Source organism: Candidatus Manganitrophaceae bacterium, from assembly GCA_012960925.1.
In the GTDB taxonomy this organism is placed as follows: Bacteria; Nitrospirota; Nitrospiria; order SBBL01; family JAADHI01; genus DUAG01.
Window position 1 is genome coordinate 1 of sequence record DUAG01000002.1, and the last position, 16,023, is coordinate 16,023.

At 51.5% G+C, this 16,023-nt stretch carries 10 protein-coding genes and 3 pseudogenes; 5 read left to right on the plus strand and 8 right to left on the minus strand.

What is annotated here, in order from left to right; all coding sequences use genetic code 11:
• Positions 1 to 87: pseudogene (locus EYQ01_00010) on the plus strand (hypothetical protein).
• Between the two features lie 89 nt (positions 88 to 176).
• On the opposite strand, the gene EYQ01_00015 reads toward EYQ01_00010, so the two are convergent.
• Together EYQ01_00015 and EYQ01_00020 are read right to left on the minus strand one after the other, a co-directional pair.
• Positions 177 to 290, minus strand: a complete 114-nt coding sequence (locus EYQ01_00015) for a hypothetical protein (GenBank protein ID HIE64205.1) — start codon at positions 288 to 290, stop codon at positions 177 to 179.
• 6 nt (positions 291 to 296) lie between these two features.
• A pseudogene (locus EYQ01_00020) lies at positions 297 to 1,361 on the minus strand (IS3 family transposase).
• A gap of 368 nt (positions 1,362 to 1,729) precedes the next feature.
• Between EYQ01_00020 and EYQ01_00025 the strand changes: the two are divergent.
• Together EYQ01_00025 and EYQ01_00030 are read left to right on the plus strand one after the other, a co-directional pair.
• Positions 1,730 to 3,886 (plus strand): hypothetical protein, encoded by a 2,157-nt coding sequence (locus tag EYQ01_00025; GenBank protein ID HIE64206.1) that lies wholly within the window; start codon positions 1,730 to 1,732, stop codon positions 3,884 to 3,886.
• Positions 3,887 to 3,922: 36 nt separating this feature from the next.
• Entirely contained in the window at positions 3,923 to 6,043 is a 2,121-nt protein-coding gene (locus EYQ01_00030) for a hypothetical protein (protein ID HIE64207.1), read from the plus strand.
• A gap of 126 nt (positions 6,044 to 6,169) precedes the next feature.
• On the opposite strand, the gene EYQ01_00035 is transcribed toward EYQ01_00030, so the two are convergent.
• Together EYQ01_00035 and EYQ01_00040 are read right to left on the minus strand one after the other, a co-directional pair.
• Entirely contained in the window at positions 6,170 to 6,790 is a 621-nt protein-coding gene (locus EYQ01_00035) for a hypothetical protein (GenBank protein HIE64208.1), read from the minus strand.
• Positions 6,791 to 6,810: 20 nt separating this feature from the next.
• Positions 6,811 to 7,020 (minus strand): hypothetical protein, encoded by a 210-nt coding sequence (locus EYQ01_00040; GenBank protein ID HIE64209.1) that lies wholly within the window; start codon positions 7,018 to 7,020, stop codon positions 6,811 to 6,813.
• A gap of 47 nt (positions 7,021 to 7,067) precedes the next feature.
• On the opposite strand from EYQ01_00040, the gene EYQ01_00045 reads away from it, so the two are divergent.
• Complete coding sequence (locus EYQ01_00045; GenBank protein HIE64210.1) at positions 7,068 to 7,349, plus strand: hypothetical protein; 282 nt, start codon at positions 7,068 to 7,070, stop codon at positions 7,347 to 7,349.
• Between the two features lie 381 nt (positions 7,350 to 7,730).
• Here EYQ01_00045 and EYQ01_00050 read toward each other — a convergent pair whose 3' ends face one another.
• Complete coding sequence (locus tag EYQ01_00050; protein ID HIE64211.1) at positions 7,731 to 13,175, minus strand: hypothetical protein; 5,445 nt, start codon at positions 13,173 to 13,175, stop codon at positions 7,731 to 7,733.
• 393 nt (positions 13,176 to 13,568) lie between these two features.
• Positions 13,569 to 13,889, minus strand: coding sequence for a hypothetical protein (locus EYQ01_00055; GenBank protein ID HIE64212.1), 321 nt, complete (start codon positions 13,887 to 13,889; stop codon positions 13,569 to 13,571).
• A 203-nt stretch (positions 13,890 to 14,092) separates the two neighbouring features.
• On the opposite strand from EYQ01_00055, the pseudogene EYQ01_00060 reads away from it, so the two are divergent.
• Positions 14,093 to 15,121: pseudogene (locus EYQ01_00060) on the plus strand (IS3 family transposase).
• Between the two features lie 197 nt (positions 15,122 to 15,318).
• On the opposite strand, the gene EYQ01_00065 reads toward EYQ01_00060, so the two are convergent.
• Positions 15,319 to 15,531, minus strand: a complete 213-nt coding sequence (locus EYQ01_00065) for a helix-turn-helix domain-containing protein (GenBank protein HIE64213.1) — start codon at positions 15,529 to 15,531, stop codon at positions 15,319 to 15,321.
• 44 nt (positions 15,532 to 15,575) lie between these two features.
• Complete coding sequence (locus EYQ01_00070) at positions 15,576 to 15,914, minus strand: response regulator (GenBank protein ID HIE64214.1); 339 nt, start codon at positions 15,912 to 15,914, stop codon at positions 15,576 to 15,578.
• Positions 15,915 to 16,023 lie beyond the last annotated feature (109 nt).

The window sequence follows — 16,023 nt, forward strand, 5'->3', positions numbered from 1 at the left end:
GTTGTTGATTACATCAAAATGTTCTATAACAGCAAACGATGGCACTCGACTCTCGGTTATTTGAGTCCAAGGGAATTTGAGGAGAGATGGCTTTTAAAAAAAAACGGCCTAAGAAAACTGTCCATTTTTATCAGACCAGGTCAATATGATCTTCCCCCAATAAGGTGGACAGTCGGTTAAGCCACATATTGCAGTTTTCCCCATTGAGATTCATATTCGGCTGGGGATAGATATCCATTTGTTGAATGACGTCTTCTGCGATTGTAATAAAGTTCAATGTAATTGAACAGTGCCTTCTACATCTCATTTTTTCTCTGAAATCGTCTGTGGTAAATGAGTTGAGTCTTTAATGTATGGAAGAAAGATTCTGCGACCGCATTGTCCCAACAGTTACCCTTGCGACTCATACTCTGAACCATTTTATTTTTCTTGAGCAATCCCCGGAAATCAGTGCTGGCGTACCGGATGCCCCGGTCGCTGTGAACAAGAAGCCCCTCATCTGGCTGCCTTTTTAAGAGTGCTTTCTGGAAGGCATGGATCATTGAATGGCGATCAAGAGAGTCGCTCAAATCCCAGCCCACAACAATACGAGAAAAAAGGTCAATAAATACGGTCAAGTACTGCCATCTGGAGCCTACCTTCAGATTAGGTTATATCGCTCACCCAGGAGGTATTCGGAGAAGACACAGAAAACTCCCTGTTTAATAGATTTTGAGCCACAGGCTCATCATGTTTGGAATCAGTTGTGACAACATATTTCTTCACTGTCCTGCAACGTAAACCCATATCTCTCATATGACGTGCCACCCTGTTTTTCCCCACTGCGGTAAATCCTGGCTCTGATCGAAGATCCGCAGTGATCATCGGGCTGCCGGCCATTCCATTATGTTCGGCATAAAGCTTCCGGATGCGTCGTCTTATTCGATGGTTCTCTACTTGACGAGATGAGAAAGGTCTCCTTCGCCAACGATAAAACCCGCTCGGAGAAATCTTGAATGTACGGCACATCTTCATCACCGGAAATGAGGAGCGATTCTTCTCCATAAACTGGTATCTCATTTCGATACCCTGCTGAAAATGGCCATGGCTTTTTTTAATATGTCTCGCTCCATCTCAGTATTTCTCAATCTCTTCTCGAGTTCTCGAATCCGCTTTTGATCTTGTGTGAGTGCCATTTTGCCATGTCCTGGAAAGGCTAATTCAGAATTCTCACCTTGTTGCCGACGCCAACGATATATCAAATCACTGCTTATCCCAAGATCCTCGGATACCTCCGAAACCGTCCGCCCGGGTTCTTCTGTAATCCTAACCGCTTCTCTTTTGAATTCAGGGTCATATTTCCTTCTGTTTCGAACACTCATGCTTCCCTCCTGTCGGTTTCTTAATTTCATAACACCGACTTAACAGAGGGTCCACTCTTTTAGGGAAGGTTCAATATTTTTATCAACCTTATTGATTATTTATTAATTGCCTCAGCTTAATCTTAGCTTAGCCTAAGGCTAAGCTAAGATTAAGCTGATATGTTCCTTAACTTATTAATTATTAAGCTCTATTAATGTTTGATTCTCATGGGGATGCGGCTCTCCCCCTACAGAGTAGAAGAGTAGAGAGGCCATTTATCTATTCTTTTATCAACACTTCAGCAAAAAATTTGGAAATAAAATGACCTCAGTCGATTTATTAAATGATAAATCTGTAAAGAAATACCACCTCTAAATTGGAGAAAAATATGAAACGTTTGCTACAGTGCTTCATGTTCATTGTGTTACTTCTTCCCGCCGGGCTCACACAAGTCCAGGCGCAGAACATCGGTCAGGTGGAAGGGCTTAAAAGCTTTGGGCCAACCGATCCGGCCCACGGATACCCCTTCTATTTTGAAGACAAAAAAGATCTCCGACTGATGCTTTGCGATACCTTCACCCATTGTTTCCTGGAACTGCCCTTCGCGGGCTTACCGCTCCAGTTTCCCTATGACCCGGCAGATCCAAACAACAATTTCCCTGACGAATCCTTTTTCTTCGCGGGTGGCGCCGGGTTCATGGGAGGTCCTGTTGACCCGACCACCGGTATTCGTGGTACCGCGACCCGGGCCCTTTATGGGATGGCAATCGAAGGCGCCTTTTTTAATGAAGAGATCGTTGATGGCGACCAGATCGTCTTCGCTCGTGTCCGTATCCGGATTGACGACCTCATTCTTGGAGAATCATACCGAATAACACATCCTTACGGTGTATATAACTTTGTCGCCGAGGAAGACGCCGGACCCGGAGTACACAAAGGTCCCGGACTCAGCCTGGTGAGAGATCTCGGCATCACCGGACCCGGGGAATTTGCAGGGGCTCTGGATGGCGATATCGGCCCCTTCCTGATTCCGACCCGTTTTGCCGATAACATCGGAAACTTTGTCGGACCCGGCTTTCTCGCCAACGGCAAAACCTATATTTCGGACACAACCACCGAGGAGACCGTCACCGGGAGCCCCCTCGGTACAAACTTCTTCCGGATTGAAGGGCCTGGTGTTGGAGATGACTATGATCCTTCAGAGCATTGTAGCGATCCTCACCTCGGGCCAGACCCGCTCGCAACAAACGATTGCATCCAGACCAATTTATTTACCCTGCAAGGGATGATCGCCGAAAATTTCGGAGCCAGTATCAATAGTGCCACCTACAGCAAAGATGGGGATGGGGTCTATGTCAATACCTGGGCCAGTTCAATTCCCGGACAGCGTCTGGCGGCAAGTGTGGATGGCGGCCCCTGGATCTTTATGACCGAAGGGAGCGATGGTGACGGGAGCTATTTTATCCGGACAAAACTGGCCGATGACCCAGGGGTATCTGCAGTCAACGCCGCGATCCCCGTGTCGGTGACCGTCCTCAACCTGAATGACCTCGTTCCAAATCCGTCGACACAGCTCATTGTCGATCATTTAACCATCACAGCAAACCACGTTGTCGGAAGCGTCATGAGCCCCGGCGGTTTAACCGTTACGGTCAAAAGCAGCAATATCTACGACCCCCTGGCTCCCGCAGCAACTATCTATACAGGTTTTAACGACCCCGACCTAGCGCCGATTGGGTTTAATCTCACAGACGACCCATTGGCCGACGGCTTTGCGACAGGGACCCTGGAGGTCTCTCCAACCGCCATGGCGGCGCCTTATCTGACGGTGAAGGTGGAATCCGCTTTGGGAGGAAGTGCCGAGACAAAAATTGCAATATCTGGCGGCACTGCTGGAACCTCACTCGGGCTCATCGCGAATGCAGGCCCCGACACAAGTGGCGATACTGGAGGAATCACTTTAAACCTGAGAGGGTCCAATTCCTTCGGTCCCACCGGTATGACCTATGACTGGACACATAACGACACGACGGGTTTATTTACGCTGAATAACTCGGGTCAAGCCGTAGCCAACGTCGTAACACCTCTGGGAACCGAGCCTGCATTTCCACTCAGCGGGATCTTGGAAGTCGAAGTCACCCTCACCGTAAGCGACCTTTTGGGTGGATTACCTTTGAGTACGGATGTCGCTATTGTGACGATAGAACACCCGGTGGCCTTGCCCGACGATATCTGTAATATCGTGGAGGGATCCTACAAGCCCAACAAGGGAAGGTGGGTTGTCGTCGGTGACTGTAATATTGCGACCTTACAGCTAATCGAGATCTTTCTCGGTGACGCCTCGGGTCCGGGTACGATCAAAATCGGTGAGACCCATGTCGCCCCGATTCTGCCTGTGGTATGGGAAGTCACTCCAGGAAATGATTCGGCACCTCTTGGGAGTGCGGCAGCCGGTACTGATGCAAATGAAGACAAGCTGTTTTCACATGTCTGGGCCGTCTCGTCACGGGGCAGTATCTCTTCTTTTGATTATGAAGTTAAATAATAATCGCGATCTATTATAAAAAATGGAGGAACAGGAATGAAACGACTTATATTCATCATCATGCTGGTAGTGTTATTGGCCCCGATCGGCCTGCCGCTTGGCCAGGCACAAACACAAGGATTACGGAGAGTCGGCCCGGTCAATCCGAAATCAGGATTTCCTTTATGGTATGAGGATAAAACCGGCCTCAGGCTCACACTCTGCGACAACCCCTTTAACTGTTTCGCGGAGTTTGAGCCGACTTTGCCGCTGCAGTTCCCTTTTGATCCCGCACGGAACCCGGCAAACGATAATTTTGCCGATGAAGTCTTCTTCTACGCGGCAGAGGCGCTTTTGCTCAATCCCCATTTGACGCCGACCTCGCCTGCAGGTTCACCGGACCCCGGGATCCGAACCATCATTGTCATGGCGGTTGAGGGGGCCTTTATCAATGATGAGGTCGTCAATGGTGACCAGGTGGTCTTTTCGCGTATCCGTATCCGAATTGACAACCTGATTGAAGGAGAACATTACAAGGTGACCTATCCCTATGGTGTTCATGAATTTATTTCAGGAGACGATGGCGGTCCGGGTGTCATAAAGGGTCCGGGAGAAAGCATGACTCGGGATATCGGGATCGTTCCTGGGGAGTTTCATCACATGCTCGAAGGCGATATCGGACCCTTCCTTCTACCCTCTTCTTATATGCCCGGAACCGACGCCTTCCTCATAGAGGGCCTCACGGACACAACCGTTACCGGAAGCCCCTACGGCACAAACTTCTACCGGATTGAAGGACGGGATGTCGGCCTCAACTGGCCTGGATACAAGTGTGCTGATATTACCTTGGGACCAGACCCATTATCGCTGGACGATTGCGTTGAAACCGATATGTTCACGGTTCAGGGAAAGATTGCCACAAACTTTGGGGCCAATATTGATCGCGCAACCTATACGAAAACCTCGACTGACACGCAAGTGAATATCTGGGCCAATGCACCCACAGGCTCAAACATTGTTGCGACGGTCGATGGTGGTCTCGCGAACACCATGGTAGAATCCTCACCCGGTTCAGGGAATTACTATGCCCGCATTGAACTGGGGGGCCTGGGGGCCGGGATTGTTCCCTCTGAAGCTGTCGTATCTAATCTTTCAGATAATCCTCCCGTCACAACTTCAAGGCCCATTGAGGATCATCTGGTCCTGAATGTTGTCGAAAATCATGTCATTGGTGCCCCAGGAACACCGCCTGGTCTAGAGATGAGCGTACAGAGCAGTAACTACGTCGATCCGGTCACCATCAAAGCCACCATGGGCACCAGTAATCAGGTCGCGCAGGGCCTTTTCTCGACATTGGTCGTAATGGCGGATCAAGGAGGAGGGCTTGCCGAATCTACGTATCTGAGTTCAGCAGGTGAAGATCCTGCCACACATGTTGTATTTGATTCCAGCAATGGAGGAAATGCAGTATCAAAGGTTGGGGTTGATACGGAAGAAACGAGCGGATTGCCCATAGATGGTGTACATGCGGTCATTACCAGAGGGTACAATATCTTGACAGGGGGCATTGTCGTCGACATCAATGGCGGAAATTCCATAGGTCCGGGTGCCTTAACCTATGTCTGGTCTCATGACAATCCAATCGGGTCTGGCGTTGTCATCGGTAGTGATCTGAGTCAGCCTAATCTAACGATGACCTCGCCGGAGACACTCCCGGTTTCATATGCCGGAGAGCTCGTGCTGAACTTTACACTCACGGTTACGGATGCCACCGACGTGATCTCCACATCGAATGCAGCCACCGTCCAGGTGGTCATTACGGAACCCGCTACGCTTCCTGTGGATAATTGTCCGATCGTTAGAGCCCTGTACGATTCTCATAAGGAAAAATGGGAGGTCGCCGGAAGCTGCAACCTGACAGACAACCAGGATATCAGGGTCTACCCGGGGACCGTTGCAGGTCCGGATTTGACAATCCTGATCGGTGAATTCTGGGTTGAGGCAGGCGGGCTATGGGATGTATCTCCAGGCAATGGAACAGCAGATATGGGAACAACGCTGGCTGGAGAGACACTCAGCGGTGCCTGTGCCTATGATAAAGTCTGGGCCATCTCAGAGCGTGGAAGCATCTATTCCAGCGACTATGCACTCAAAAGGCAGGATGATATCATTTGTTAGCCGATTGTGCGCCGTACCCTGGAGGGTAAGCCCTCAGGGTACGGCGCACAATAAAAAAGTCCGGATACCTCTTTAAAAAGAGGCTTGATCGGCCTTTTTTATTTTAGTTGACCCAGCCGCCAGAGTCTAATATTCTTCCCCAGGTCGGGATGATCCTGAAGACCTCTTAAAAAAAATCGTCCAAACAGACCGAACATCCAGCTTATGTGTGGCAGGATCTTCACCATATGAACTCAGATATGTCAGTTCGGAAAGCCCTCCACCCTTAGGCGTCATCACGACGGATGTCGTAAAAAGCCCCTGCTGAATCTGATCACTGGTGCCCATGGTGGCATTGACGGTGAGCGTATGGACGTAGTTGCTGCTCTGTACGCTCATCTCTAATCCGGGCGGGGTCACTGTCGTACCAATGACATGATTTTCGACTACATTCAGGACCAAATGATCCTCAATGGGTCTTGATGTTGTAACGGGAGGATTATCTGAAAGATTTGACACGACGGCCTCAGAGGGAACAATCCCGGCCCCCAGGCCCCCCAGTTCAATTCGGGCATAATAATTTCCTGCATTGGGAGAGAATTCCACCATGGTGTGCGCGAGACCACCATCGACCGTCGCAACAATGTTTGAGCCTGTGGGCGCATTGGCCCAGATATTCACTTGCGTTCCAGACGAGGTTTTCGTATAGGTTGCGCGATCAATATCGGCCCCAAAATTTATGGCAACCTTTCCCCGAACTGTGAACATATCGGTTTCAACGCAATCGTTCAGCGATAATGTGTCGGGTCCCAAGGTAATATCAGCACACTTGTATCCAGGCCAGTTGAGGCCGACATCCCGTCCCTCGATCCGGAAGTAGTTTGTGCCGTAGGGGCTTCCGTCACGGTTGTGTCCGTGAGGCCCTTTATGAGGTAGGCATCTGTGCCTGAGATATAGGAAGAGGGTAGAAGGAAGGGCCCGATATCACCTTCGAGCATGTGATGAAACTCCCCTAGAAGGATACCGACTGGGCAGTGGGGCCGTCATGCGGAAGAAGCCACCCGCCCGGAACAACATCGCCATCGACCCAGAACCACTGGAGTCATTCGACTGCGGTTATCTCGTGCAAAAAGTCAACGATTGTGCCCACCATTACCTGCGCAGATATGACTACGCCGGTTCAGAACTGATCTATTGCGACCCGCCCTACCTGATAAAGACACGGATCTCGAAACGCCGCTACGGCCATGAGTACAGCATACAGGACCACTTGGACTTTCTTGACCTACTCAAGTCCCTTCCATGCCGGATCATCTTCTCCGGCTAGACCTGTTCTGTTACAAGTTTTACTGCTCCTTCTTTGTTGCTTACTCATTGATACCTCCTCTATGATTGTGCCTGCACTGAGGCATTGCCTGATTTGATAATTAATACGTTATTGATCTGGGCGATCACCCTTACTATTAAGCTCTTCCAGAGATGCTGCTCATAGCCGTTGTTCTTAAGATACCAATATCAAATCAATAAATGAATTAAACTAAGACCGACTCCCTATTAATTTGGCTTTTAAGAGTTCTGATCAGCCAAAGAAAAAGGATCGGTGCAAGCTTCGCACCGATCCTTTTTCTTTTAGTACTGCTGATCGAGGTCAGTTATGGCCCGCACTCGAGAACGCCGTTGTGAATACCCACAAAAGTGGACGTTGTATTCACTGCGAGACATTGGATGTTGCCGTTGTAGACCCGATGACCTCTCCGTTAACACCGCTTAACTCGACATTGCCAATGACAAGGCCATCATCGATCAGAGCCGGCCCCGAAACTATTATTTCGAAGACCCCATCATCATCCTGGAAAACAGCCTTAACTCTGACTCGAAGGCCGTTCTCAGCCACGGTCAGCAGCAGGGTCTGGCTGGTCTCACCGATCTCAGGGCCATTGCCGAGGACTCCATTACGAATGATCGGCGTGAAGACCCCGTGGCCAGAATATTCTAACTCCCAGGTCCAGGCGACCGCAGAGGTGACCTGGCCATTAAGATTATCGGCATCCGTGACGCCGTCAATCGAAGCCGTCAATGTGCTGCCCACTATGAGAATGCCGGTAATGGTTGGTTGACCTTCCGCTGGGGTGTTGGCATCCCCTCCGTCGCGTTGTTCAGGGTTTACTAAAAGGCCGTCGGCGAACCGCAGCCTTTCGACGTTTCTTACCAGATCACGTCCGTCAACATTAAGCGGCGGGACGCGATTGTCCGTAACCTGAACCCAACCAGGAACCGCTAACAGATCAACGCTGTAATCCAGCTGGTTGCCCGTGTACACGGCTGTGTCGGTATCCGATAAACTTGCCGGATCGCTACTGATCACGCGCGAAATCGAGAGTTCACCCGGATTGATGAAACCACCGAACACCGCATCCATGACATCTTGCATGCCAGGGACGAGAACGAAGGTGTCAGCCGGAAGAAGGGTTCTCGCGGCGTCTAGTTCAAGCTGCGCAGCAGCAGCCGAAGCAGCCGACGCAAGCGCAGTCGAATCCAGGTTTACTTGCTCTGCAGCTAACTGTGCAACCAACGCAGATGCCTGTGCTGCAATAGCCTCCGCCGCCGTGTCTGCAGTGGTAAGCTGCAACTGCAAATCCAGATCAAGCATGATCGTACTACAGCGGTTCAAGAAATCCTGCCACGCCGCTTCTTGCAGCGCTGCCGCTTCTACGGTCGGACCCGTGCTGCCGCCACTAATCAAGTCTCCGAGTTCTCCCGTGATGGTAATGTCATTGGTCAGCGTAGCAGCAACAGAATCTGCGGCAGCTACCGCTGACAGAGCGGCAATAGTCGCCGCTTCAACGGCAGCATCAGCATCAACCTTTGCCTGTACGAATGCCGCAGCCGCAGCCGCGTTTTTGATAGACTGGGACTCAGTCGATGTGGCCGCAGACAGAGCGGCACGATACGCTACCCATTCTACTCCAGTTCTTATTGCCGGATCCGGCGTTCGGATCATTACGGTAAGCGAAGCGTCGCCGTCGATGATGTCGTCGCCACCTTCACCGGTAATGACGTCACTACCACCACCGCCGAGAATTATTTCGCCACCGGTCCAGCCGAACTGGGCCTCGCCTGTAACCAGATCGGGCGCCAGAGCTCTGCGCTCACTTAGCGGCACGAGGTCTTCAATACCGTCGATCAGGCCGAAGTTGACGAGCTGATTGCCGTCTTCTTCACCCGCTTCGTTGGCTGTACCTTTGAGGAAATCGCCAAAGGGCGAGCCACTCATACCCTCAACCCTGTCATAACGGTTTAGCACCGTGGCGTTCGACGGGGGTAACTGGGGAGGCAGGAAGATGCTCAGATCAAGGTCGACATCAACTCCGAACCTGTCATTCTGGAAGCTGATCCAGTCGAAACCGAGCTGACCTTCTACGCGGTCGATGCCGGGGCCGTCGACGACGATATCGTCACCATTTTCCATGTCCGCGTCGTTGTTGCCGCCATGGGCGATGAATACGTCGTGACCCTTGACCAGGGGTTCACCCAACTCGGCTGCCGCGCCGTTGTCGCCCTGGAACAGATCCTCGCCGCCGCCTACATTCTCCATCCAGTCGTCGCCGGCGCCACCCCTGATGTGACTATTGTGCTCGCCGTCAAAGATGTAGTCGTCGCCCAGACCGCCGAAGATTTCGCCAAGCTCGCTTGGGTTGACGATGAAGTCGTTGCCGTCGTCACCGAAGATTACGTCTTCTTCGTTACCGCTATTGATCGCGTCATTGCCGGCACCACCTTCTATCACGTCGGGACCGGAGAGGTCGGTGATGATGTCATCACCGCTGCCACCTTCGATCAGATCCGCACCGTCGCCGCCCTCGATGCGGTCATTTCCTACGCCGCCGGAGATGGCATCGTCGCCTATGCCGCCGATAATCGTATCGTGACTGTCGGTACCACCAATCGTAACATGGTCGCCGCCGGTGTACTGGATGACGTTGGTGGTATCGAATACGTCGATATTAGTGGTCAACTGATCCGAGTCACGAATAACCAGCGGGGTCAGCGCCGCGTCGCCTTCAGGATCGGCCGTCGTGCCATTGCCTGCGGCGTCAAACTGCTGACTCTGGTCGACTTCCAGAATATGGTTCGGGACCGAGAAGATGTTGAGTGACAGGGCACCAGCGCCCTGCTCACCCAGATCGGTGGTGCGCATGGCGAGGGCCGTGAACGAGTTGGACTCCAACTCGCCGAGGAAGTGAATGTTGGCTGTGCGTCCCACATAGTAAAAACGATCGCCATTCTGCAGATGTTCCAACTGGGTCTCGAACACGTAGTTATGGGTGGAACCGAGATAACCACCGAAGGGCATACGTTCCTCGGCCAGGCCACCGTTCCAGAAATCGACATCATCCATGCCTGTGATCGTGCGACCATCTGCATCGCTGGCCCAGGTATTCATGCTGAACAGAAAATCCATCGCATCAGTCGGTGTCGGCACGGCATCGGCTAGTGTATTAATGAAACCGCTGGCTACGCAATATTCAGCCGGATTTGGAGTAAGATCGCCGATGGTGGTAAGTTCACCGACGATTGCACAAGCCGCCGCACGCCTGTCGGCAAAGGTTGTGACCGGGTCGTCACCGTTACCGACGATGCCATCAATTCCAGCTAGCGACTCGTGCGTGCCGTAGGCCGCGATGAAGTTCACCAACGACGCTTCGTGTCTTAAATTGTCGGCATAGTCGGCCCAATGCGCATAAGGCGTGAGCCGAGTATCCTGGGTCGCCGCGTAGAAGCTACGTCGGGCGGCGTTCAGCGTCGGGTTGCCGACATCCCGACCACGGGCGATGTTGATCGCCCCCAGATCGAGTGGCAAACCAACCAGATTGTTCTGTAAAGCGCCGGTGATGAATTCGTCGATTTCGTTGGCGACGGTTCGCGTTAGGCCGCGAATTACCGTGCCTGTGGCTACTTCTGGGGTGAGCTGGGCCACACCAGAAGCATCAGAATTATACAGCGCAAGTGGGTTAAGGAAAGCCTCGAACAGTCCTAGCTGAGAAGCGTCCCCCGAAAAATCGTCAAGAATGGTTTTGAAATTTGCATCATAGCGATCCACAGTCGTGGTCAGCATGGAGTGTCCGAAACGATAAACGGATTGGGAGAATTCAGTCGTAATCGTCGGGTCGACGTTGGTGTGAAAGCCCGCGAAGGCGTCCTTTAGTCCGGCCAGCGTCGGTCCAAACTCGTCAAACACGATGCGATTATACTGCATCTCGGTGCCGAATCTGGCGGCCTGGAAGATGCGTTCTCCGTTCCAGTCGAGGCTCAATACATCTATAGCGGCCCGAGTCGCAGCCTGGTTAGCTAAGGAAGCATCAGAGACCAGGAATGTGAGGCCCAATGCGGGGGGGAATACCGTTACCGGGGTATTTAGCCATTCGTTCAGCCTTGTCAGGTCGCCTGCATCGAGTACGACACGCTTGGCTACGTCGGCGAGTCGGTTATGCTCGTGGTGAAAGATGGTATGGATCGTGGTAAGCGCGATGTTCTCATTACATCGGCCGTCACCACAAACAAAGTGTGCGCCGAGCAGTTCATCGTCATATTGGCCCGCAGGCGCCGACGCGCGGATGCCGCGAGTCACCTGACCACTGAGGTCATCGGTGCGCGCATTGATTACTAAGTCCACGTCGGGAGTACCGTTCGGAGCCGCCGTATGGGCGACATCGAGAAAAAAGCTGTGGTTGACGCGCAATGCCAGCGAAGCGTCCACCGGAGTTGTCAGGTTACCTTCAAGCAGCGTGGGTATGCCGGTTTCGGCGTTGATTGAGGTCACCAGTTGGGGTAAACCACTCGCTGGGCCGGGAATGAAATTTCCGTACGGGTCGGACAGGAACATCGGGATATTGTTGCCGTCCTGATCGTCGAGAATTATACCAAATTTTTGCAGAGCCTGTAACTGTGCTGCGTCCCAGGTCGCCATACCGCCGTCGTCCGCGGTGTCGAGGATGCGGTCGTTACCGAAGCCATCGATCAGATGTCCGCTGTTTTGTAACACGCCGCCCCTTACTTCGTAATGACGCAGCAATATCTGCGCCGACGCGTGCGAGCCGTAGGTTTGCTGCTGGTCGACGTGAGGCGTCGTGGCGTTGATGAAAGTATCGTCAGCGTTGCCAGGGATACCGTCTGGACCCGGATTTCGACTTGCGCGAGGCATAATCATCATGTTGGGACCATTGTCGCCCAGGGTAAGCGGATCGCCGTCAACACCGGCGTCAAAAAGCGGGTCATCTGGCTGCAGTGGCATTATGACTACGCCGTTGCCACCCTTGTTCACCAGGTCGAGCCCGTGATCGAAGAACTGGCCGAAGAAGGTCATGAAAGCGTTAGTCGGGGCCGAGAGGCCTTCGTCCGGGGCCGTGTTAGGGATAAAAAACTGGTCGGTGCCAGCGATGTCCGGGCCGATATTCACGCCGCCTTCCGCTGCCGCGGCGGCGATCGCTGCCGGATTTTCAGTTGACTGATTCACAATCAGGTGGCTGGTCAGGCGGGGCGTGGAGTCCTGTACCGTCGCCGCACTATCGTAGGTAGTGCCATTTTGGGCGGCCGGAAAATTTCTCCCAGGCACCGCAAATGGGAATTCCTGGTCGGCCGCGCCGAAGTTTTCCTGCCCGGGGATCAGGCTGTTGAATGTCCCGTCCACCGTGCGCAGGCCCCAGGGGACGCTCGCATTCGGTAGGATATCGATCAGATCTTCGCCGGCGGCATGCCGCTCGGCGTACTCGATTTGCTTCAGGATGAAGTCCAGGTCCTCCGTGTCAAATGCCAGATCGGAGTTTGGAGACTGGGCGGGCAATACCGTTGCTCTCAGTGCCGAAGCCGGCAACAAATCATCCTGGCGAGCTCCTTTATCTTGAAAATCTTCGATGCCCGGAGCCGAAGATCCTCCCTCACGGCAACCGGCGATGACACCTATTAAGATGAGAATCAACACTCCGATTGGTATTTTCTGTTTGAGTTTTGACTTCCCCAAAACTTTCATTTCTCCCCCGTAATAAAATCCGGTTAATTGAAACCCTTTTTTTGGATGTATCCTCGAAAAGAAGCAGTTATATCTATTAAAAAAGCAATTACCATGCCATAGAGATAGAAGTGGAGATGCCATCATAACTAATTAAAATAACAGGACCTATTGTAATAAATGGGGGGGCATGGAGGCAGGGCCGTCACCCTGCCCTTTAGAACCATGTCGGAGGCCATGCTCCATCCGATTGAGGGGTTGCAGAGAAAGAGGACCAAAAACAAGGGAACCCATGCATAGATCACTGGTTTCCTCATTACTCCCCCGATGACGCTATTTATATTACATTGTTCTTTCATAATATTTTCCGCTCCATCTTCTGTCTCATAATCGTTTTCCCCATGAACCTTTGATACACATACCGGAACACTTGCAAGTCTCGATCCACGGAAATACAGAAAATTATAATTCTTATTTTTTTATTCTTAACAAGGAGTTGTGATTTTTATTGAGTGAAACCAGGAGGGAGCGTGTACTGGACTACACACCCGAATTGGGTAATGCTTTCCATGTTCCCTTGAGCAAAACGATGGGCGGAAGGCCGGGGTAGATTGCAGAGTTGAAGGAATGGTTGTACCAAACCTCCAGGCGGGTCGCACCTGCCCCGGTAAACCCGTGTTCAGAGAAAGCAGCGCCATAAACCGAGAAAGATCCTTCTAGATTGATCTTCCCCTTCACATAAAGGAGGCCATCCAGGTTGATATCCGGCAGGGTGACCGCTTGACGAGCTGAGTCAGGATTGGGCCAGGGAGGTGAAACCGCCGCGGTCGATTGTCCGCTCTGCTCTCCCTGAATGGTCATATCACCCGAAAAATAAAAGTAACCCTTATAACTCCCTCCCCCGAGAGAAATAACCGGATCAGGGCTCGAACCACATTCACCGGGCAGAAGATCTATCCAGACCAGCTGGTATTCCGGTGAGGCGGGATGGTAATTCCCCCTAAAAATAAAGGTACTCAGAAGTAGAATTTTCCAATATATTTATAGTAGGAGGAGAATCTACGATGAAGCGATCAAGATTTACAGAGAGCCAGACCATAGGAATATTGAGATCAGTAGAGGCAGGAGAATCTATCGTGGGGCTCTGCCGTCAACATGGGGTGAGTGATGCGACATTTTATAAGTGGCGGTCAAAATACGGCGGGATGGATGTATCGATGATGAAGCGGATGAAAGACCTGGAAGAAGAAAACCGTTGTTTGAAAAAGATGTATGCAGAAGAGCGGCTGAAAGGGGAGATCACCCGGGAGGCGCTTGAGAAAAAGTTCTAAAGCCATCTCGACGTAAGGAGATGGCGGAAGTCGCCGTTAGAAAAGGAAGAGGATCGATTCTCTTGGTGTGCGAGGCATTGGTGATTAGTGAACCCTGTTACCGTTATCAGGCAAAAAATAATGGGGAGAATGGGTTTATCGCAGACTGGCTCTTGCGGTTGACCACAACCCACCGGACCTGGGGCTTTGGGCTGTGTTTTCTCTACCTGCGTAATGTGAAAGGGTATGGATACAACCACAAACGCGTATACCGTATTTACAGAGAGCTGGAATTGAACCTCAGGATAAAACCAAAACGACGACTCAAGCGGGACAAGCCGGAACCCCTGGCGGTTCCTTGTGAGATAAACGACACCTGGTCCATGGATTTCATGCATGATCGACTTGATGATGGGTGGAGTTTTCGGACATTCAACGTGATTGATGACTATAATCGAGTGGCGGGGAAAACCCAGGACGATCCGCTGCGACAACGGGCCAGAGTATGTCAGCCGGACCTTGAGGGACTGGGCAGACAAACAAAAAATAAGATTACAATATATTCAGCCAGGGAACCCTCAGCAGAATGCCTCTGTCGAGCGGTTTAACAGGACGGTCCGTCACGCATGGCTGAATCAGCATCTGTTTGAAACAATCTCACATGCACAAGAAACGGCGACACGATGGTTGTGGCTTTACAACAATGAACGGCCTAATATGGCTATTGGAGGAATTACCCCATATCAGAAATTAACGGTGGCAACACAGGCTCTACTTCTGTGAACCATTATTAATGGGGGGATTACCCGACCCACCCGTGCCATTCTCGCCATGACGGCATAGTATGCCTCTCGTCAACGAGAGGCAAGAATTAAGTATGGTGTCCCCGGAATTTGATGTTCCTATCATGAGGGTTATGAGGCCTCTGCGATGAGATAGCCCACACCCCGAATGGTGCGGATCAGGCCCGGATAGATTTTTCAGTAGATGATTAAGATATATATATATAGGGTATTTCTTTCATTGTCTGCGTTCCATCCGTAGAGCATCTCTTCGAGCCTTTCTCTGGTAAATACTCTCCCGTTATTTTCGAGAAGGCCTCTCAGAACGACATACTCTTTTCTATTTACATGATGGGTTTTACCTGGAAGGTGGCAGCTCTCGCGGTTGTGTCCACCTGGATATTGCCTCATACAAGGTTTGAATGGGCTCGGCCGGAGCTCTGTCGTAGGATGGCCTACAAGCGTGCATTCAGTTCTCCCTGATCAACGGGCTTGCACAGGTAATCATCTGCACTCGCTTCTAATCCGATGACACGGTTAGAAACGGAGCTCTTTTCAGACAGAATCAGGAGAGGGACTCGATTCCCCTGACTTCGGATCACTTTTATTTCCTGTATCGGGTCAAATTGCTGATAGTCTACATCGAGGATGACCGCATCAAACTCCCCGATATCGAGGATATCCCGAAGGGGTTCTTCCTCTTGAAGCCAGTCGACCGTATATCCATCCGCTTTAAAGCTGTTACGGAGCCTTGTCCCCAGGATCTGATCATGTTCGACCAACAGTAAGCGCATCAAAGCCTCATCGTTCGAAGATGTCCACGTCGATATTCATACGGTTTTAAATATTGCAACCGGCCGTCTTACATTGCCGACGATTAAGATGAATTATTGAATAAGCAAG